Here is an 18,221-nt window from a genome sequence, read left to right as displayed (position 1 = left end):
GCTATCTGCTAACCAATATTTATTATAACGCACGTGCCCGCGTTATATCAAAGGTTGTGTATGAAGTGTTTGATCCTCGACAGCCCTTCCCTTATCTGTTCCTCGCTCGCCGCATAGGACATCCTGAAGAACCCTTCGCCGCTGGGTCCGAATGCGGATCCGGGGGTCACGGCGACGCGCGCTTCTTCAAGCATCTTAGTGCAGAATATCTCCGACTTCACTTTGGAGTCATATTTGGGGAAAAGATAGAAAGCGCCTTTTGGAATGTTCACGTCCAGGCCCTTGATCTCCGTTATGAGGTCTACTGCAAGATTACGGCGCTTCTTGAACTCCCTTATCATAGCGTCCCTCTCCACCTGAGGCCCGTTTATGGCCGCGATGGCAGCCGGCTGAGTGAAAGATACACAGCAGGAGATCGAGTGCGTCTGCAGCTTGTCCAATTCTTTTATGTTGTTCTCGGATGCGATGGCCCAACCGAGCCTCCAGCCGGTCATGGCGTATGTCTTCGACAGACCGGATATCGTGATCGTCCTGTCGAACATGTCCGGCACCGCCGCTATGGAATGGTGCTTACCTTCGTAGATTATGCTCTCGTATATCTCATCGGAAAGCACCATCAGATTGTTCTCGATGGCGATCTTGGCTATCTCCCTGATAGTCTCACAGGGCATTACGCTGCCCGTAGGGTTGGACGGCGAGTTCAGCAGGATCATCCTCGTCTTCGGTGTTATCGCTTCGGCGATCTTGTCCGGCTCAATGATGAAATCCTTTTCAAACTCCGTCGGGACGTATTTGGGCTTCGCCCCCGCGAGCCTTATGCACGCTTCATACGAAACCCAGCTGGGGTCCGGCATTATGACCTCATCTCCCGGATCGAGGAACGCCAGCGCGGACATGAATATCGCGTGCTTGCAGGGCGTGATCAGAACGTTCTTGACAGTGCAGTGTATCTTGTTGTCCGAGAATGCCTTTGAGGCCACGGCCTTCCTCAGCCCGGGTATGCCTGCCGAGGGGGTGTAGTGTGTGAAACCTTCGTCAAGGGATGCTTTGCATGCTTCTATTATGTTCCCGGGCGTTACGAAATCGGGTTCCCCCATTGAGAACGAGATGACATCTATGCCGTGCATCTTCATATGACTTACAAGATTAGAAAGCGCCACCGTGCCAGATGCAGGAATCCCCGAAAGCCTTTTAGATACCATTGACGACCACCAGTGAGCCTCCTGTATATTGTCTATCCTTTATTGTTTTTTCCTCAGGGAGACAATTCCGGTCATTCGGCATAAGGCACAAGGCGTCCGGCAAAGGATGCGCCGCCTAAAACATTCGTCGCAAGAGGCCAGGAGCGGCTCGGACCGTCCGAACGGCATGACGGAATGCCGTTCTATACTGTGTTGCTTCCCCGTAAAGAAACTTTATCTCCGTTACCTGCATAACATACCCCATGAAAAAGGAGATGAGCTCTTTTGACGTCCGTTCCGTCGTTTCGGAGATGGCGTCGCTGGAAGGAGCACACATCGACAAGATATTCCATTGGGGCGCGGGGAACGTCCTTTTCCGCCTGAACGTACAGGGCGACGGCAAAAGGGAGCTGTTCTTCAGAGATAAGAAATGGCTGTATCTGGCACCGTCGCGCCCCGATACGCCGGATACCCCGACCTCGTTCGCGACGTTCATGAGGAAATACATCACGAACGCAAGGATAGGGAAGACGGTCCAGGCCGGTTTCGACAGGATAACGGTTACGGAGGTCTTCAAGTCCGACGCGGAATATAAGCTTATCTTTGAGATGTTCGGAGGAGGGAACGTGCTGCTGGTGCTGGACGGTAAGATAGTCAACTGCCTTACCCACAAAACATGGAGGGACCGCTCCACCCGCCCCGGCGAGGACTACGTCATGCCAAAAAGCAGATTCGACCCCATCGAATCCTCATTCGAGGAATTCAGAGATACGTTCCGGTCCTCCGGGTCCGACACCGTAAGAACTTTGGCGACCGTCGTCAACCTCGGCGGCCAATATTCCGAGGAGATCTGCAAAAGGGCGGGTGTCGAAAAGAATGCGCCGTCCGCCGGGGTCGGCGACGATCTCCTTGACAAGATGTACTCTTCGCTCAGGGAGATAGTGGATCGCGTGGTACAAAGCAGCGAGCCGACGATCTTCAGGAAGGACGGGGAGATCGTGGATGTCGCTCCCGTCGGTCTGCATATCTATGACGACGCTGAGCCGCAAATGGTCCAGAGCATGTCCTTGGCGATCGACGCCCTTATGCAGGAGATCGGCCAGACCGAGGAGGAGGCTTACGTCGACCCGGAGGTGGAAAAGCTCAGGAAAAGGATACAGAAGCAGACCGAGACCATGGACGAATACAGGATAGAGTCCGAAGACCTGAAGAAGAGGGCGGACGCAATATACATGGAATATCAGAAAGTGAACGAGCTCCTTACCGTTCTCAGCCGGAAATCGAAAGAACTCACTTGGGAAAAGCTCGCGGAAGGCGCAATGAAGATACCGTTTGTCACGGACATCGACCCCTCCAAGAGTACCGTCGCGGCTAACATATCCGAACTCAGGGTATCTCTGGACTATACAAAGGGGATCGATGCCAACGCCTCGGACATATATCAAAAAAGCAAAGACATCTCGGAGAAGGCAAAGAGAGCCGAGAACGCGATGAAAGAAAGCGTTGCCGAGCTTGAGAAGAAACAGAAAGGCATCGACAAGGCCAAGATCCTCGCCCTGAACAAAGCTCAGCCGACCAAACAGTTCTGGTTCGAGAGATACAAATGGTTCATCACTTCCTCCGGGAAGCTCGTCATCGCCGGAAGGGACGCCCATACGAACGATAATGTTGTGAAGAAGCACCTGAAAGAGAAGGACGTGTTCGTTCACGCGGACGTCCACGGCGCTCCTTCCGTGATATTGAAGGACGGCTCCGCCGCCACACCGGATGAATTAAGAGAGGCATGCATTTTCGCTCTGGCACAATCTAAGGCCTGGGTGGCTGCTCTCATGGAGGGAGCGGCGTTCTGGGCCTATCCGGATCAGGTGAGCAAAACGCCGAACCCGGGAGAGTTCGTTCCCAGAGGAGCGTTCATCGTAAGGGGCAAAAGGAACTATGAACACCATCTTAAGATGGAGCTGGGGATCGGAGAGATATCCTACCAAGGCGCAAGGAAGATAATGTGCGGCCCTGTTGATATCTTCAAGGATTCAGACAGATACCTCATCCTTAATCCCGGGAGGGGGAAAAGCGGAAGGATGTCCGGAGAGATAGCGAAGGACTTCCATGTGCCAGAGGAAGAGATATCTAGGATACTGCCTCCCGGCGACGTTGAGATCGTTAAGCGCATATGGAAGGACGGACAATGATTGGTGCCCGCGCCGGAATTCGAATCCGAGTCAAGAGATCCGCAATCTCTCAGGATATCCAAGCTACCCCACGCGGGCGAATTGTACCGCGGAAAAACTACTTATTATAAATGGTTTCAGATTTCCGGGCGGGATTTGTAGCGCGTTATGTATCCGGCTATCCTGTTCCTCATCTTCACCGAGTAAACGTCCGTAAGATTGTTCACCATCTCTTTGTTGTTCTCGAAATCCCCGTTGAACGCCTGGGGGTATTTTGCAATAAGCTCGATGGCGACTCTTTTGATGTATGTGGGCCTTATTCTTCCCATATTTTTCACCGATATGTCCCCGATTAAGTGGATTCCTTATTTAAAGGCTTTGTTGGGTCTGCGGGGATGGCCGCATGAAAGCTTCCCTTCCGGACACGGTCCCCTGATGCAAGGCGGCCCCGCGTCAGTGAAAATGGCGGGAGATACTTCCTTGCAAAGTGCCAGCATTCTGTCCGCAAGCTCCCTTATCTCCCACTGGGCACGCTCGCAGCACCTAAGCGAGAAGAAGTGGTGCAGTTCCCTTGCGTTCATAGTTATCGTTATGTTTGTGGTGCACCCGTTGGGGAGGATATATCTCGCATCCTCCGCAGGTATCGTCTCCGCAAGCTTCCCGTATGCGTCCCATATCGTCCTCATCGTTTCTTCATATAATTCCCGCGCATCGGGGTCTGCCTTTACCGTTTCGGGGACGACATAGGTCGGATCTTTCAGAGAGACATACCTCTGGCTCTGCTGGGAGAAGGAGGCTATCCTGTGCCTGACCAACTGATGCGTGAGCGCCCTGGAGACGCCGTCGGCGGAGAAGGTGAATACCGCGTGCTCCACCACCGAATGGTGACCCATGCCTACTATATTGCCGAGGATCTTCTCCGGATCCTTCATGCCCATAAGGTCTGCCGAGGCTTTCTCGGAATAGCAGGACCTTCCCGCCGCGGCGCAGATGGCGTCCGCATCAGGCGTGTGTGCGAGCAGTCTTACGTTCATTCAGACACTTCCGCCTTTCTGTTCCAGATACGGGATTTAACCTCATTCATGCTTTCCTGATCCATCATGTCCGCCAGCCTTATCTTGTAGATGTCAACGCCGTTTAATAGTTCGCATATGCCTCTGACATGCGCATCCCCTACCACGACCACTATGTTCTTGTATTTTTCCGATGCCTCTTTGATCCTTTCGGCCATGTACACGTTCCTTTCATCTATCAGCTTCTCCACCAGCGTCGGGAACCTCTTGCGCATCCTGCGGATGTACTCCTCCTCATTGGCAGCGAACCCTTTCTGCGTCACGTTCGTATTCCCCCTTCGGGGCAAACTACCTGAGAATGAGTATACAGAATACCTTATCCTCTCAAAGAGAGACATTTCTGCCTCCACCTCCCTCATGGTCTGTTCGGCGTCCTTGTCTATGCATATTATATCGGCGCCGACGATCTTCCCCGCAGAGATCGCGGCGAGCATTTCGCCTCCCGGCCGGGTCCCGTTCTTTTCTGACATTTTATTCTGGTATTCAGCGGACTCGCGGTACAGCTTCGGGACATTCTCCGATCCCTTACTGTCCCCTGAGCCATTCATCAGTGCGGCATACCTTCTGTCATCCAGTTCCAGAAGGACTGCGTCCGGCCAGGTGTACTTTATGATGAAGGAGACCTGTTCCGATATCTTGAAAACGTGGCCTGTCCCTATCATCGTCATCATATTGCTGTGAATGCCTCTTTCAGATAGAATATTTTGCATCGATTGTGCATAATTCCTTTGTCTTCCTGTGATGAAATCCTTGTATTCAAAGAATAGTTAAATGTGCAATAATAACGGTTAATTGGAAAAAGATGTTTTTCCGTATATGCTGGACTGTGTTCACATGCCGGCGCCTCAACACGTTTTTATGTAAAGGGCCGTTTTATACCCATGGTCAAAGTTATACTCCGGACAACCGAGGGCGACATAGAGATAATTATGCATGACGACATGCCGATAACCACCGGCAACTTCATAAAATTGGCAGAAGAAGGCTACTACGACGGGACAATTTTCCACAGAGTCATTAAAGATTTTATGATACAGGGCGGGGATCCGAAGGGCACCGGGACCGGCGGTCCGGGCTATACGATCAAGGATGAGTTCGGAAGCGGTCATTCCAACGTCAGGGGCACCATATCCATGGCAAACACGGGAAGGCCGGACACCGGCGGGAGCCAGTTCTTCATCAACCTTGTGGACAACTGCTATCTTGACAAAGAGAATCCCAAGACTCCCTATGCGCACCCGGTGTTCGGCCGGGTCGTCAATGGAATGGACGTCGTTGACAGGATCGGTAACTCCCCCACCGCCCGCGGCGACCGCCCTGTGACCGACGTCCGGATAATAAAGGCAGAGGTCACCCGATGAGTGACCGCCACGTCATGGAATGCCTCGGCATGTCCAAGGTCGTCATCGAAAACGGAAAAGTGACCGTGGTAAGCGGGCCCAAGATCAAATTCTGCCCCCTTTTCAAAAAATACCGCAATATCGATGAGATAACCGAGGATGTTGTGAGAACGAACATAGAGTTCAGGATCGAATCCTTCGGTATGTGCACCGGGAACCGTGATATTCGGATGAAAGACTTCCTCTCCTTCGGGATATCGGAGATCCTCAGCTCCGCCCTGAGACGGAGGATGATAGACGCCGCCGTCATCGCCGCCGACGGCGTCGGCACCGTCGTAGTTACCGACCCTGAGATAGTGCAGGGCCTGGGAGGAAGGATATCCGGCCTGTGCGAAACATCCCCCATTGATGATGTTATCGAAGGCGTAGGGAGGGAGAACGTTCTAGATCCAGCCTCCGCGGTGATCGATATGGTCAGGGGAGTAAAGAAAGCAAGAGCGATGGGGTACGGGACGATCGCCGTCACCGTTGCGTCGGTCAGGGCAGCCTCCGAGATAAGAGCGGAATTCGGGAACTCCGCTATCATAATGGCCGTACACACCTCATGCATGCCGCCGGACGATGCGCGCACCGCCTTCGATGTCTGCGATGTCATCACGGCATGCGCCTCCGAGGCGGTGAGGGAAGAATCCAAAAGAAGGGATCTGATAATCGCCGGAAACAAGGTCCCCATCTATGGCGTAACGGAGAAAGGAAAAGAGCTGGTTATGATGAGGCTGGAAGAAGTCGGGAGGGAACCTTGGAACGGGAAAGAGCCGGAGGACCCGCCGAGGCCCCTCATCAGAGGGACTCGACCACCAGATGCGTTCCCGAACGGAGATAGATAAGCGGTATCCTCTGCTTCCTTGCTCTGGCCCTGAGGTCCTTATCGTTAGTAAGGATGTAGCCTCCGGTCGACTGCGCGATGTCAATGACCGCGTCGTCTCCGGACAGGGGTGTCTGCAAAATGTCGTATCTCCTTGCGAGCTCCAGCGCCGCTTTGGAGAACTTATGGTCAAGGCGCTTGAGTTCGCCGATAAGCGGACCGGGGACAACGCACCTTACCTCACCGAGGAGATCTCTCAGCGCCAGATCAATGTTTATCTTCTCTTCGAAAGGCATCAGAAGCGCATTGGTGTCCAGGACCACGGTCTGCATGAGCTCACTGCTCTATTATCCCGTAGCCTATCAGTCTCCACTTGTTGGAGATCCTTCTGGATATCGCCACCCTCTGCCCCGGGAGGATGCATACGGGTATCTTAAGGACCACTTCCGCGGAGCCTGCCCTTGCGCTCTTGACCACACCCACCGTTGTGGCCGTACCTACGCTCAGCATCAGCGGCTCGTTGCTTTTGATCTCATCCACGACAAGATCGGCTGATGAGCCTACAACACGGTCCAAAAGGGTCGTCTTCATTTTGAAGTCGTGGACCACAGGAGGCAACTCCCCTTGCATACCCACTACCCTTCCGGTCAGCCCGTCCGATTTCGTTATTGACGGGTCGAGCGCCGTGCCTATGGCTATCAGCCCTCCGGGCACAACCTCTTTAACGCTCTTCCCTCCTGCCTGGAGGGACACGACCTTTGCGGATATCTTCTCATACGTAGGCTTTCCCGCGACCTCCACTCTCCTGCCTGGCACTATCTCGATCTCATCGTCGATCTTCAGCCTGCCCTGGATGAGCGTCCCTCCCATGACCCCTCCTTTAAGGTCCTTCGGGACTGTCCCGGGAACATTTATGTCAAAGGATCTTGCCACATGCATCAGCGGCGGAGAGGAGACATCCTTCTCGATCTTCGAGATTATGTGTTCCTCTATGCTCTCAATGAGCATGTCTATGTTGACCCCTCTGTTCGCAGAGACCGGTATTATCGGCGCGTTCTCCGCTATCGTCCCCTTCGTGAATTCTTTTATTTGTTTGTAGTTCTCGACGGCCTGCTCCCTTGTGACGATGTCGATCTTGTTCTGAACGATTATGATCTTATCGATCCCTATTATGGACAGCGCCATCAGATGTTCCTTGGTCTGCGGTTGGGGGCATTTCTCGTTGGCCGCCACAAGCAGCAACGCTCCGTCCATGAGGGCGGCGCCGGATAGCATGGTGGCCATCAGGGTCTCGTGTCCCGGCGCGTCGACGAATGACACCGCCCTGAGGAACTCCGCTTTCCCTCCGCATTTGCATTTGGTGGATGTGCCGTAGGCGGCCGGCCCTTCGCAGCTGGAACATTTATAGAATGCGACATCCGCATATCCCAGTCTGATCGAGATCCCTCTTTTCAACTCTTCGGAGTGGCGGTCGGTCCATTCTCCTGACAGCGCCTTCGTGAGCGTGGTCTTACCGTGGTCAACATGGCCTATCATCCCGATGTTGACCTCCGGCTGCTTGGGGACTTTCATTACTTCTTCTCCGCAGCAGCCCCTTCGGCGGCAACAGCCGGCGCGAAGGATTCCTCTATGGATTTCGGCCCGTACTCCGCGATCGCAAGGTTGATCTGGACGATCTCGGCCGATATTGTGGAGCCGCGGATCGTCACTCTCTTCCTTTCTCCGGGGTATCTTTCGCGGAAGCCGAGCCCGTCGGAGAGCAGGAGCTTCCTTCTCTTCGGCCCGGGAAGGTCCGCCCTCATTGGGGTGCCGTTACCGTCGCTGCCGCCTGTTATCTTCAGTTTATATCCGGGGAGACCGACGAAAATCCCATCCACGATCTCTCCAATGTTTTTACCGATCAGAGAGTTCGCGTGGTGGCCTGAGACCGCCCTGTTGTAGGACTTGCCGGTCTTCACATCGTTTACGATGGCTTTGAATTCTACCATTTGAACACCTTTGCCGCCCTATCATAGTGTCCCTTATAAATGTTTGTTCAAATCTTTGCGCAGATGGGTCCATCGGAGCATGAACGTTCGTAAAAGCAGGGTTGAACGCCTTCCTCACGCCCATGAACTGAACAGGCGTGCGACGCTCATCTTGAAGTTCTGCCATCTGTTGAGTCTGCCGTACTCCTCCAGACTGTACTCGGCGCAGTGGTCCAGATCTTTCATGAAGGCTTCCTGCATCTGCTCGCCTATTCTCTTGGAGTATACCATCGCGTTCGTTTCGAAGTTGAGCGTCATGCTCCTCTGGTCGAGGTTCGCGGAGCCTACGGAGCAGTATTCCCCGTCGGCGACCAGAGTCTTCGAGTGCACGAAGCCGCCTATGTAGCGGTATACTTTGACCCCATTCTTCATCAGTTCCCCCGCATTCATGACGCTTACCCAGTACACAAAAAGATGGTCGGGCCTGTCGGGCATGATTATCCTTACGTCGACGCCGGAGCGGGCGGATAGTATCAGCCCCTTCATGACGTTGTCGCTCGGCACGAGGTATGGAGTGTGGATGTACAGGGTCTTCTTTGCGGCGCCTATGATCTTGAGGTACTGCAGCTCGATTGGGTTATTCTTCGTGTCAGGCCCTCCTGATATCAGCTGCATGACATCCTCTCCGTAATGGGCGGACTCGTCGACGGTGAAATACTTCCCTCCGCTTTCCGCATTCAGGTCCAGGCGCCTCTTTGACGCATATCCCCAGTCCATGAAGAATCTGAGGTTTATGGCGATCACGCTCTGCCCTTCTATCCTCAGGCCTGTGTCCCTCCATCTGCCTGTTTCGCCTTTACCCAGATACTCATCCCCGATGTTGAACCCCGAAACATATCCGACGGTCCCGTCGATGACCATGAGCTTTCTGTGGTTGCGGTTGTTCTTCTTCGGGCTGAGGAAGACCGTCACTGAACGATGGAACAACTCGAACTCCCCTCCCGCGCCCCTGAGCTCCTTGATCCTTTTACCGAGCCCGCTGTTGAAGCCTACGGCGTCCACCATAAGCTTCACCTCCAAGCCGGCCTTGGCCTTCTCGATCAGCACATCCATGAACTCATTGGACAGCTTATCGTTGCGTATTATGTAGTATTCCGCATGGATGTACTTCTCCGCCCTCCTCAGGTCATCGAACATGCGCCTGAAGAATTCCTCGCCCGTAAGACAGAGATCGAGCTTGTTCTCCGCGCTGTAGAAGGCACCGCCGGTGTCCATCAGAGACCTTGCGAACCTCATCTCCTCCTCATTCTCGGGGGCGGTCTTCTTGCTCAGTTCTTTCAGAGATTCCTCTTTTATCCTGACGAGATTCTCATCGGTCAGATTCTTTATGGCAAAATGTCTGCGTCTGTAGAATGTCTGCCCGAAGCACAAATAGATGAAGAACCCTATCGCCGGCAGCAGCAGCATGACCGCCGCCCAAAGAGCGATAGTATAGGGGTCGGAGCGTTCGAAGAAGATCAGGAAGAGGATTATCACTACCGACACCAACCACAGTACCAGCATTACGTAGCCTAATGCAGTGGCCATAGTAGGATCCAGAATTCCCAATCCCATAACATCACCATGCGCGTCGTAGTAAAAAGAGTTTGTTCTCCATCGTCAACTTTGGTAAGTTTTAACATGATGCGGGCGTCTGAAAAAACGCTGCCAGATCGTGAGCCTGGGCTCCCTGGGTATCTCATCTTGTGCCTTGCCCGAACCGTACTTTCAGAGGATCCGGAGAGGTGTGCGGCGCAGTCCCGTCACATTCCCCAAAAGGGGTCTTCTTTTCTTTTTATGATGATGGTCTCTTCCAGGGCCGCCTTCTCATCTTCATTGATGTCAAGGTTCGCAAGCTCCTTGACCGCCGATTCGATCAGGTCCACATAGATAATATCCTCTTCGTTTATCTGCCTGCCAGCGGTCACCCCCTCTATCCCGACGGCGACCTCGTCGCCCTGTTTCGCTTCCTTGAGGGTGTCCTCTCCCGAGTGTATGCTCTTTATCCTTCCGGCGTCCCGCCCGTCCGCCCCTATGAGACGTTCGCCGATCCTTATCCTTCCGGCCAGCACTCTGACCCCGACGATCGCGGGCTTGTTCGCCCTGAAAATGCAGTTGGGCAGTATCCGGAATTTTGCCGGGAACGCGAACTCCGATCTTTTGTCGGTGTCGGTCTTCCTCTTTGTCTCTTCCAGCCATTCCTGGTACTCCTCGATGAGTTTGTACACGATCTGGTCGGTCAGGACCTTTATGTCCTGGTTCTCAATTTCCGCTTCCGCGTCCTTCGTGATCGAGACATTGAATCCGAGGACCACGTGGTTCGCTTTGTCCCCGTATGCGGCCTCCACCACATCCCTCCTCGTGATGTCGCCTATGCCGAACTTCCTTATGGGTATCTCGGCCGCCTTCGTTTCAAACGCGAGGGCCTCCAGCGAACCTATCGCGTCGGCTTTGATAGTTATGCCCTTCTCCGCCGTCTCTATCCTGATGGACGAATCTTCTTTCAGGTCCTTGATCGCCGGGTCGTTAGGCCCTTTGACCACCGCGAAAGGCGCGCCCGCTATGACTCCCTCCATACTCTGAGTGGCGATCTTCACGCCGGCGGCCGCATGCAGTTCCCTGACAGAGTCGAACCTGTCCCTCGGGTCCCTTATCTCATCCAGCGGCTTCGGCTTAAGTATGGCCTTCACTTTGGTCACGTGCGGCGCGCCGTTCGTTCCCAGAGCGACGGTATCTCCTTTTGAGATCGTGCCGGAATAGAGGATCACGTCCATCGTCTTCCCGAGTCCTTTTTCCTCTTTTATCTCCAGGATCGTTCCCTTGCCGGGGCCTTCCCCTTTTTCCAGCTGCTGCTCCAGGAAACGCTGGGCCAGACCTATCAGTACCAGCAGGAGGTCCGGTATGCCCTCGCCCTCCTTTGCGCTTATGGGAACGAGCGCCACCGTCTTTGTGAAATCGTCTATCCTGTCGTACCTGTCCGCGAATATGTTCTCTGCGGACAGCTGCGAGATGACATTGTACATCTTCTCATTGAGCATGTCGAGGGTGTGCTGCTGCTGCGCCCTCTCCGAGAGGATGAACGGCCTCCCGTCCTCCGGCATCCAACCCTGGATCGTGTCTATCTTGTTCAGCGCTATGACGAACGGCGTCTTGTACTGCCTCAGAATGCGGATCGATTCGACGGTCTGAGGTTTGATCCCTTCCCTGACGTCTATCACAAGGACGGCGAGGTCGGCGAGGGATCCTCCCCTGGCGCGCAGCGTCACAAACGAGTGGTGGCCGGGAGTATCAATGAAAAGCAGCCCCGGCACGTCGAACTTCTTCTTTCCGATCAGCTGGGCGCACACTTTGTATATGTGTTCGATGGGGACCTCTGTCGCCCCTATGTGCTGAGTAATGAGACCGGCCTCGCGCGCCTGCACCGAAGTGCCCCTGATCCTGTCGAGAAGTTTGGTCTTGCCATGGTCCACATGGCCGAGTACGCTGACCACCGGTTGCCTTATCGCCATCTGATCACGCTCACAAAAATGGTTGAAAGATGTTTACTCGTATATCCAGTCGTCTGCGGTCCTTCTGTAGGTCATCAGCTCTTCCGGCTTGAAGAAGATCGATATCTCCCTTGCGGCCGATTGCGGTGAGTCGGAGCCGTGTATCAGATTCATGCCGGTGACCATACCGAAATCGCCTCGTATTGTCCCAGGGGCGGATTCCTGAGGGTTCGTTTTCCCCATCATGTTCCTGCACACGGCAACGGCGTTCTCACCTTCCAGAACCATCGCGAGAACGGGGCCGGACGTGATATAGGATATCAGCGAGTCGTAGAACCCTTTTCCCTTGTGTTCGCCGTAATGGTTCTCGGCCGTCTCTTTTTTGATGACCATGAACTTCATCGCGACGATCTTCAGCCCTTTCTTCTCGAAGCGGGATAATATCTCGCCGCAGAGTCCTCTCTGAACGCCGTCAGGCTTGACCATGAGGTATGTTTGCTCAATGGTCATGTTATCATTCCTTCTTCTCTGCCGCTTTGAGACGGGCCGCCTTCTCGACCGCCGCCTTCTCGGTCCACTCTGTGGTCCTCGCCACTCTCTTGAGCTGGACCATATTCTTGTAACACTTGTTCGTGTCGAAATTGTATACTGTCCCGTCCTTCTTGACGTACATCTTCCCTGTCCCGGGTTCGATGTCGCTTCCGCAGAACGAGCACTTCCTTATCTCTACCATAAGATCACCTGCCCATTCCGAGCTTCCTTGCCTCTCTCGAGGTCTCTCTCAGCATGAGTATGTCGCCCATCCTTACGGGGCCCATGATGTTCCTGGTGATGATCCTTCCCTTATCGCGTCCGTCCAATACACGGACCTTGACCTGAGTGGCCTCACCAGTCATCCCTGTGCGGCCGATTATCTCCACAACCTCTGAGGGGATGCTGTCTGTGTCTACCATTCAGTTCACCTTCATTTCTTCAGCGATTTGAACGCCTGGATTATCTCATCGCAGATCGGCTTTCCCTTTCCCACATCGACGATCGCTATGGACGCGGTGGGCTTCTCGAGACCGATCGCGTTACCGAGCTCCGCCTTGCTGGGAACATACACATAGGCAACATTCCTTTCGTCGCATAGTGCGGGGATGTGCGCGAGTATCTCCGGGGGGCTGACGTCGGTCGCCATTATGACCAGGGCCGTGCTCCCGCGCTCAACTGCTTTTGTGACTTCATTCGTTCCTTTCTTTATCTTTCCGCTCTCCCTTACGATCTCGGCGAGAGAGTAAGCTTTGTCAGAAAGCTCCCTTGGCGTCTCAAACTTTACAAATACGGACATTTAGATACCTCTTTCCGGTGCAAGCACCGTCATCATTCATCGGCTCCTAAGAGCATCCGCGCTATCCTTTTATAGTATAAATATTAACCGTCTTTCTGCTTATTCTGAGGTGTGCGGATCCCATGCGGAAGTGTTCAGACATCTGATGAAACAGTCCCGCCGTCTGCGACAACGTATAGAATAAAAAAATTATGCATGTTTTTGGACCTAATGAACAGTGTCTCAGGCACATTTTCAGACCTTTGGAACAATATTGGCACGGTTCCCTTAAACAGGCGCGCCTTTACGGGCGCCGGCGGAATCCGGACATAAGATATCCCGCAAGATCTGATCCACAGCATAATACAGAACTGCTGCCTTCTCCGCGCCGCCGCCTGCCGGAGAGGTTTAGCAAAATCATTAATAGATGCCGTCCTATCTTTTTGCAACGCGGACACAGGGGAACGGCATGATCAACATCGGGGAATGGCTCTACGGATTTTTCGGAGAAAGCGGCGGACCTGCGCTGGTCCTCTGCATATTCCTCATATTCCTGGTGGACGCCGTGTTCTTCCCCACCATCCCGGAGTTCTTCTACGTCTCGGCATTCTTCTACGACCCGAGCCTGTCCTTCGGCCTCTGCCTGTTGGCCGTGGCCATTGCGGCGGAGACCCTGGGCCTTGTGATATTATACCTCATCGTCGGAAGGGTGAGAGTGCCGAAACGCATTGACACTGTGGTGAATAAGTACATAGGATTCCTGATACTCGGCGACGAGCGTCTGCTGCTGCTCAACCGCATAGCGCCGATGATACCTTTCAGCGGCGCTTTCGTCAGGATCGCTGGATGGGATATCAAAAAGTCCGTTTTTTACGTGTTCGTAGGCTGCGTGCTGAAATACGGCGCCATCCTTATGATGAGCAATTTCTTCCAAAGCTACTACAGCAGCGGGGATGCACAGACATTCACGCTGATATTCATAATAGCGGTGATCGCGGTGAGCTTCGTGCTTTCCGTGATCGTGAAGAAGAAAAAAGGAATGAGCCAGAAAAGCTGAGTGGTCAGCCTCTGCTCTTCGCTATCTTCCTCAGTTTCGGATGTATCTTGAGGGCCTCGATGAAATCCTTCTGGCTCCTGTTCTTGAGATAGAAGAAGGAATACACCGCAACGACCGTCCCGCCGAAGACATCGCAGAGCAGATCCCTTAACGTGTCCCAGGGGCTGTACTGCATGTTCGTTCCGAACAACTCATCCACAGCGAACTCGAATGACTCCCAGTAAGCGCCGAACGCGATCACCACGAGGACGATCAGCATAGGCATCCATTTCCTCGTTATCTTTATCATGGGATCTATCACGCTGACCGCCATCAGAGTGTAGAAAGCACAGAGGGAGACCGTTATCGACGATATGCTGTGGGTGACCGTGTCCCAGACCTGGACATCATCGTACCTCATCAGCAGCACGCCGTAAGCGTGGAGGAATATCGCAATCTCCGTCATAATGACCAGCGTGAGTGGGAGTTCGAGTATCTTCGCCCTGCGGAAGATCAGAGGGACAAGACACATGAACGCGCAGAAGAACCCTGTGTTGACCTCGTATGACGCGCGTTGTGCCTGCAGTATCGCGGCGGCGGTCATCGCTAAGAGGATGCCGGATGCTATCACGCAAACCAGATCGGACGCCGTCCTGCCGTTCATTCCTCCTCCCCTCCGTAATACCTGGTCAGATCTTTTGCGTCTACGCTCCTAAGATACCGATCTATCAGGAGCCCATACAGCAGAGAGAACACGACCGCCAGATTTATCGGCAGCATTATGTAGCGATTGGAATCCGTGTTGTCGAGAGCGCCGGGCCCTTCGAACTCGAAATTGTAAAGGGGATATCCCATATCACCCATCGCAAAGAAGAGGAAGAACAGATGCAGAACCGCAAAAGCGCAGGCGAAGGTTATTGAGAACGCGAACAGCCATCTTTTCGAAATGACCGCATCGGAGTTCGCATCCACCGACGCAAGCAGCATGTAAGCGCACGCCATGGATGCCAGAGGCTGTATGATCAGTGAAAGATAACGGTATACGTCTATTCCCGCAAGAACATTGGCCGCAAACAGTGCCAGATACAGCGAGAACGGCACCAGCGATAGGATAAGGAGCGACCTGTGGTATGTCCTGACCTTTCTTTTTGCCAGACTTGGGATGCACAAAACCAATATCCCGGCGGCGGAGATGATCACCCACATCCAATCATTAACTATGGCGGACACAACTAGGGAGGCCGCCATCAGCATCGCCGAAACGATGTAAAGCCGTACCGTGAAATTGCTGCCGGACCATGCGGAGTATACGATCTCCGTCATGCCCCAAACCTTGAAAGTTTGCCGTACACGGTGTTCAGCTTGCCTATGAATATGTAGACGTCGGTGAAATCATCAACCGGGCCGATCGTTCCGTGATGCGTACCGTTCAGCCCGCCGGTCAGGAACACGATCTCGTCCGCGTCGACATTGTAAGAAATGCCTGAAGCGATCACCTGCGCCGCCGTTACCCTCACATCCGCGATCAGACCTCCGCCGAACACGGCGATCATCCCTTTACCCTCTCCGCGGTCGGTGAGCGTCGTGCTGCCGTACCCATCCCCGTCGGAGAAGCCTATCGAGAGCGTATTTCCCCCGATACTGCGGTTCAGACCGTTCGTGACATCCCCGGCCCTGACGCCGGTGTTGACGTACAGCATCTCTCCTATCGTTCTGTCAGCTCCCCTCTCTTTTCCTATGGGGTCGCTGTCCGACGCCCTCACTGCTCCGTCCGTTCCGAAGAATAACACATCCGTTCCTTCCAGCTTTGTCTTCGTGCCATCCCCGTGGGATACGAAATGGCCTATCTTCCCATTGAGCCAGAATATGGATCCCATATTATCCAGCCAGGTGAATACCGGATCGGCCGCGTTCCCTGAATAAACGGTATCGGGGAACGCCCCCGTCAGCATCAGGATCCCTTTTCCGCTTCCGGATTCGGACATCAGATCGCTGAGTTCGGCAGCATCGACCTCGATTATATCGGAGAATCCGCGTATATCCAGCTCTCTTTTGAGCTGTCCGAGGAAGGTCCTCACGTCGGACATGGACTGCCCGCCGGAATAGCCGTCATCCATGAACACATACAGGACGGTCACCGACTCGAACCCTTTGTTGTCATATGCGAGGACCGAGTAGTCGGATGACGGCGCGGATACTGTGAACACTATCTCGCCGCCCGTTACCTCCGCATCGGCGCTGTAATGGTGAGGGTTCACCCAATAAGCGACCACCTGGCCTACCAGCACGAATGCTATTATGAAAACGGATAATCCCATCAGCCACTTGGCGTTCATAACGGCGCCCTCCCTTTCCGCTTATCCTGGAGCCATATCCAGAGAATGTACCATATGCCTGCCGCTTCGATGAATCCTGTCACAGATATGATCAGATAAAGCGCGGATGTGCCGAAGATGGGCTGCTGTATCCACTGCATAATGCCCAGCACCCATTCCAGATCAAGAAGGTTCGTATATGCCGCCAGCGATGTGAACAAAGAGAAATTGTTCATCACGAACGCGAAGATGGTCGCGCCCGCCGTCATTATCAGCCACGGCCAGAAATACCGTTTATCGTGTACAGCTACATAATACACAAGGAACGGGATTATTATCATTAGGTATTGCGGCGCCGGTATCCATATGAAGACCGCCGCTGTTGTTATCATAAGACAGTAGAAGAAGTTCTTATCCGCATCCTCCTGGCTGGACTTTGTAAGCCTGTATGCGAGATAGATTATGAAGGCGAATATCAGTGGCTGCAGGAGGAGTAATCCCAGATAACCCAGCGAGGCTGTGATCTCCTTTATCCCGTTCCCGGACACCCCCGCAGTTTCGGCGCGGCTCAGCATGAAGAACAGGGAATCCGTTAGCGAACCTTCCATTATCATGGGGATGTGGAGTATCACGGTCATGATTATCAGTCCCCCTGCCCCAAGCAGCATGTTCTTCCTGGTCGCCTCCTTATCCCCGCGGTTCTTAAGAATTATGTACGCTATCATAGCGAACACCACATAGAAGGGGAAGAACTTCGCGAATACGGCGATGGATAACATCGCGCCTCCCGTGAAGTATTTTCCTTTGTACACCAAAATCGCGGAAAGGAACAGAAACAGGACCGCGAAGGTATCGAACATCGCCTGGATCGATGACATGTATATCACGATGGGGCACAGGAACCACAGAGCGAAACCGTACGTCGCCTTCTTCTCGTCATTCGTCTTCTCTTTTATCAGATAATACACAAGTGCTCCGACGACGACGTCGCATAGAATAAAAGGAGTCTTCATGAACACATTGAACCCTATGGTCGTCACTTCCGGCGTGAAATAATACCACCACAGATCCTCCACTGGCAGCAGTGTCTCAAAGAATGAGACCATGGGATGAACATCGACCAAAAAGCTGCTGATCAGGGAGAACGAACCCAGCATATACCCCCAGACGGGAGAGTAATAATAGCCAGGCACCTCATAGAGGCCGAACCCAGCCTGCATGTGCTCCATGACCATGGCCCAGTGGGCAATGTCGTAAGTATATGTCAAAAGCGGCGCTAGGGCGAACCTGATAAGCAGCCCTACGATGAGAACGATCACGACCGGCCTTTTCAGTATTGCCAATACAGAGCTGAAAGCGCAGTTCCTCTCATTCCCGCCGCATGAGAATTCCATAGCGGCCTATACCCAATTGATACTTTATATTTTTCTTGTTCAGAGT

The 18,221-nt window shown here is 53.5% G+C and carries 21 protein-coding genes and 1 tRNA gene; 4 read left to right on the top strand and 18 right to left on the bottom strand.

The genetic code is table 11. The features are described from left to right. Positions 1-47 precede the first annotated feature (47 nt). Positions 48-1,202 (bottom strand): pyridoxal phosphate-dependent aminotransferase, encoded by a 1,155-nt coding sequence (locus FWG96_03535; GenBank protein ID MCL2032325.1) that lies wholly within the window; start codon positions 1,200-1,202, stop codon positions 48-50. 242 nt (positions 1,203-1,444) lie between these two features. Here FWG96_03535 and FWG96_03530 point away from each other — a divergent pair, with 242 nt between their 5' ends. Continuing rightward, positions 1,445-3,370, top strand: coding sequence for an NFACT family protein (locus tag FWG96_03530; protein ID MCL2032324.1), 1,926 nt, complete (start codon positions 1,445-1,447; stop codon positions 3,368-3,370). Position 3,371: 1 nt separating this feature from the next. On the opposite strand, the gene FWG96_03525 is transcribed toward FWG96_03530, so the two are convergent. The 4 genes from FWG96_03525 to FWG96_03510 form a co-directional block, all read right to left on the bottom strand. Next, positions 3,372-3,448, bottom strand: a tRNA-Arg gene (locus FWG96_03525). 38 nt (positions 3,449-3,486) lie between these two features. Beyond that, complete coding sequence (locus FWG96_03520) at positions 3,487-3,678, bottom strand: 30S ribosomal protein S17e (protein ID MCL2032323.1); 192 nt, start codon at positions 3,676-3,678, stop codon at positions 3,487-3,489. A 36-nt stretch (positions 3,679-3,714) separates the two neighbouring features. Continuing rightward, positions 3,715-4,383 carry an FAD-dependent thymidylate synthase gene (gene thyX, locus FWG96_03515; GenBank protein MCL2032322.1) on the bottom strand — a complete coding sequence of 223 codons (669 nt, stop codon included), beginning with the start codon at positions 4,381-4,383 and terminating at the stop codon, positions 3,715-3,717. After that, complete coding sequence (locus FWG96_03510) at positions 4,380-5,093, bottom strand: TraB domain-containing protein (GenBank protein ID MCL2032321.1); 714 nt, start codon at positions 5,091-5,093, stop codon at positions 4,380-4,382. The genes thyX and FWG96_03510 overlap by 4 nt, the downstream gene beginning before the upstream one ends. Before the next feature lie 210 nt (positions 5,094-5,303). Here FWG96_03510 and FWG96_03505 point away from each other — a divergent pair, with 210 nt between their 5' ends. Both FWG96_03505 and FWG96_03500 read left to right on the top strand, forming a co-directional pair. Then, on the top strand, positions 5,304-5,783 hold the full coding sequence (locus FWG96_03505; protein ID MCL2032320.1) for a peptidylprolyl isomerase: 480 nt from the start codon (positions 5,304-5,306) through the stop codon (positions 5,781-5,783). Beyond that, positions 5,780-6,649 carry a DUF2099 family protein gene (locus FWG96_03500; protein MCL2032319.1) on the top strand — a complete coding sequence of 290 codons (870 nt, stop codon included), beginning with the start codon at positions 5,780-5,782 and terminating at the stop codon, positions 6,647-6,649. The genes FWG96_03505 and FWG96_03500 overlap by 4 nt, the downstream gene beginning before the upstream one ends. Here the strand turns inward: FWG96_03500 and FWG96_03495 are convergent. The 9 genes from FWG96_03495 to rpl7ae all read right to left on the bottom strand — a co-directional run bounded on the left by FWG96_03495 (position 6,603) and on the right by rpl7ae (position 13,451). Further along, a complete protein-coding gene (locus FWG96_03495) occupies positions 6,603-6,959 on the bottom strand; it encodes a twitching motility protein PilT (GenBank protein MCL2032318.1) in 357 nt (118 codons plus the stop codon). The genes FWG96_03500 and FWG96_03495 overlap by 47 nt on opposite strands. Before the next feature lie 4 nt (positions 6,960-6,963). Next, the gene (locus FWG96_03490; GenBank protein ID MCL2032317.1) at positions 6,964-8,199 is read right to left on the bottom strand and encodes a translation initiation factor IF-2 subunit gamma; all 1,236 of its coding nucleotides are present in this window, start codon (positions 8,197-8,199) and stop codon (positions 6,964-6,966) included. Continuing rightward, positions 8,199-8,615, bottom strand: coding sequence for a 30S ribosomal protein S6e (locus FWG96_03485; GenBank protein ID MCL2032316.1), 417 nt, complete (start codon positions 8,613-8,615; stop codon positions 8,199-8,201). Before FWG96_03485 ends, FWG96_03490 begins: the two co-directional genes overlap by 1 nt. A gap of 114 nt (positions 8,616-8,729) precedes the next feature. Beyond that, complete coding sequence (gene cls / locus FWG96_03480; GenBank protein ID MCL2032315.1) at positions 8,730-10,208, bottom strand: cardiolipin synthase; 1,479 nt, start codon at positions 10,206-10,208, stop codon at positions 8,730-8,732. Positions 10,209-10,396: 188 nt separating this feature from the next. Then, positions 10,397-12,142, bottom strand: a complete 1,746-nt coding sequence (gene infB / locus FWG96_03475) for a translation initiation factor IF-2 (protein ID MCL2032314.1) — start codon at positions 12,140-12,142, stop codon at positions 10,397-10,399. A 33-nt stretch (positions 12,143-12,175) separates the two neighbouring features. After that, on the bottom strand, positions 12,176-12,631 hold the full coding sequence (gene ndk, locus FWG96_03470) for a nucleoside-diphosphate kinase (protein MCL2032313.1): 456 nt from the start codon (positions 12,629-12,631) through the stop codon (positions 12,176-12,178). Positions 12,632-12,635: 4 nt separating this feature from the next. Next, positions 12,636-12,854, bottom strand: coding sequence for a 50S ribosomal protein L24e (locus tag FWG96_03465; GenBank protein MCL2032312.1), 219 nt, complete (start codon positions 12,852-12,854; stop codon positions 12,636-12,638). A gap of 4 nt (positions 12,855-12,858) precedes the next feature. Further along, entirely contained in the window at positions 12,859-13,074 is a 216-nt protein-coding gene (locus FWG96_03460) for a 30S ribosomal protein S28e (protein ID MCL2032311.1), read from the bottom strand. Between the two features lie 11 nt (positions 13,075-13,085). After that, positions 13,086-13,451 (bottom strand): 50S ribosomal protein L7Ae, encoded by a 366-nt coding sequence (gene rpl7ae / locus FWG96_03455; protein MCL2032310.1) that lies wholly within the window; start codon positions 13,449-13,451, stop codon positions 13,086-13,088. Between the two features lie 448 nt (positions 13,452-13,899). Here rpl7ae and FWG96_03450 point away from each other — a divergent pair, with 448 nt between their 5' ends. Continuing rightward, entirely contained in the window at positions 13,900-14,487 is a 588-nt protein-coding gene (locus tag FWG96_03450; GenBank protein ID MCL2032309.1) for a hypothetical protein, read from the top strand. Between the two features lie 4 nt (positions 14,488-14,491). On the opposite strand, the gene FWG96_03445 is transcribed toward FWG96_03450, so the two are convergent. The 4 genes from FWG96_03445 to FWG96_03430 are packed head-to-tail and all read right to left on the bottom strand — an operon-like array spanning position 14,492 to position 18,175. Beyond that, a complete protein-coding gene (locus FWG96_03445; protein ID MCL2032308.1) occupies positions 14,492-15,130 on the bottom strand; it encodes a hypothetical protein in 639 nt (212 codons plus the stop codon). Continuing rightward, entirely contained in the window at positions 15,127-15,789 is a 663-nt protein-coding gene (locus tag FWG96_03440; GenBank protein ID MCL2032307.1) for a hypothetical protein, read from the bottom strand. The genes FWG96_03445 and FWG96_03440 overlap by 4 nt, the downstream gene beginning before the upstream one ends. After that, entirely contained in the window at positions 15,786-16,802 is a 1,017-nt protein-coding gene (locus FWG96_03435; protein ID MCL2032306.1) for a hypothetical protein, read from the bottom strand. Before FWG96_03435 ends, FWG96_03440 begins: the two co-directional genes overlap by 4 nt. Then, positions 16,799-18,175 carry a glycosyltransferase family 39 protein gene (locus FWG96_03430; protein ID MCL2032305.1) on the bottom strand — a complete coding sequence of 459 codons (1,377 nt, stop codon included), beginning with the start codon at positions 18,173-18,175 and terminating at the stop codon, positions 16,799-16,801. Before FWG96_03430 ends, FWG96_03435 begins: the two co-directional genes overlap by 4 nt. Positions 18,176-18,221 lie beyond the last annotated feature (46 nt).

The sequence above is a fragment of the Candidatus Methanoplasma cognatum genome, assembly GCA_009777615.1.
Classification (GTDB): Archaea; Thermoplasmatota; Thermoplasmata; order Methanomassiliicoccales; family Methanomethylophilaceae; genus Methanoplasma; species Methanoplasma cognatum.
The sequence above is the reverse complement of the archived record's forward strand: the minus strand, read 5'-3'. Positions and strand labels throughout refer to the sequence as shown.

Bases quoted from the DNA above. Each gene is read 5' to 3' on its own strand.
- FWG96_03535 (MCL2032325.1), bottom strand. From the start codon at position 1,202: ATGGTATCTAAAAGGCTTTCGGGGATTCCTGCATCTGGCACGGTGGCG.
- FWG96_03530 (MCL2032324.1), top strand. From the start codon at position 1,445: ATGAAAAAGGAGATGAGCTCTTTTGACGTCCGTTCCGTCGTTTCGGAG.
- FWG96_03520 (MCL2032323.1), bottom strand. From the start codon at position 3,678: ATGGGAAGAATAAGGCCCACATACATCAAAAGAGTCGCCATCGAGCTT.
- thyX (MCL2032322.1), bottom strand. From the start codon at position 4,383: ATGAACGTAAGACTGCTCGCACACACGCCTGATGCGGACGCCATCTGC.
- FWG96_03510 (MCL2032321.1), bottom strand. From the start codon at position 5,093: ATGATGACGATGATAGGGACAGGCCACGTTTTCAAGATATCGGAACAG.
- FWG96_03505 (MCL2032320.1), top strand. From the start codon at position 5,304: ATGGTCAAAGTTATACTCCGGACAACCGAGGGCGACATAGAGATAATT.
- FWG96_03500 (MCL2032319.1), top strand. From the start codon at position 5,780: ATGAGTGACCGCCACGTCATGGAATGCCTCGGCATGTCCAAGGTCGTC.
- FWG96_03495 (MCL2032318.1), bottom strand. From the start codon at position 6,959: ATGCAGACCGTGGTCCTGGACACCAATGCGCTTCTGATGCCTTTCGAA.
- FWG96_03490 (MCL2032317.1), bottom strand. From the start codon at position 8,199: ATGAAAGTCCCCAAGCAGCCGGAGGTCAACATCGGGATGATAGGCCAT.
- FWG96_03485 (MCL2032316.1), bottom strand. From the start codon at position 8,615: ATGGTAGAATTCAAAGCCATCGTAAACGATGTGAAGACCGGCAAGTCC.
- cls (MCL2032315.1), bottom strand. From the start codon at position 10,208: ATGGGATTGGGAATTCTGGATCCTACTATGGCCACTGCATTAGGCTAC.
- infB (MCL2032314.1), bottom strand. From the start codon at position 12,142: ATGGCGATAAGGCAACCGGTGGTCAGCGTACTCGGCCATGTGGACCAT.
- ndk (MCL2032313.1), bottom strand. From the start codon at position 12,631: ATGACCATTGAGCAAACATACCTCATGGTCAAGCCTGACGGCGTTCAG.
- FWG96_03465 (MCL2032312.1), bottom strand. From the start codon at position 12,854: ATGGTAGAGATAAGGAAGTGCTCGTTCTGCGGAAGCGACATCGAACCC.
- FWG96_03460 (MCL2032311.1), bottom strand. From the start codon at position 13,074: ATGGTAGACACAGACAGCATCCCCTCAGAGGTTGTGGAGATAATCGGC.
- rpl7ae (MCL2032310.1), bottom strand. From the start codon at position 13,451: ATGTCCGTATTTGTAAAGTTTGAGACGCCAAGGGAGCTTTCTGACAAA.
- FWG96_03450 (MCL2032309.1), top strand. From the start codon at position 13,900: ATGATCAACATCGGGGAATGGCTCTACGGATTTTTCGGAGAAAGCGGC.
- FWG96_03445 (MCL2032308.1), bottom strand. From the start codon at position 15,130: ATGAACGGCAGGACGGCGTCCGATCTGGTTTGCGTGATAGCATCCGGC.
- FWG96_03440 (MCL2032307.1), bottom strand. From the start codon at position 15,789: ATGACGGAGATCGTATACTCCGCATGGTCCGGCAGCAATTTCACGGTA.
- FWG96_03435 (MCL2032306.1), bottom strand. From the start codon at position 16,802: ATGAACGCCAAGTGGCTGATGGGATTATCCGTTTTCATAATAGCATTC.
- FWG96_03430 (MCL2032305.1), bottom strand. From the start codon at position 18,175: ATGGAATTCTCATGCGGCGGGAATGAGAGGAACTGCGCTTTCAGCTCT.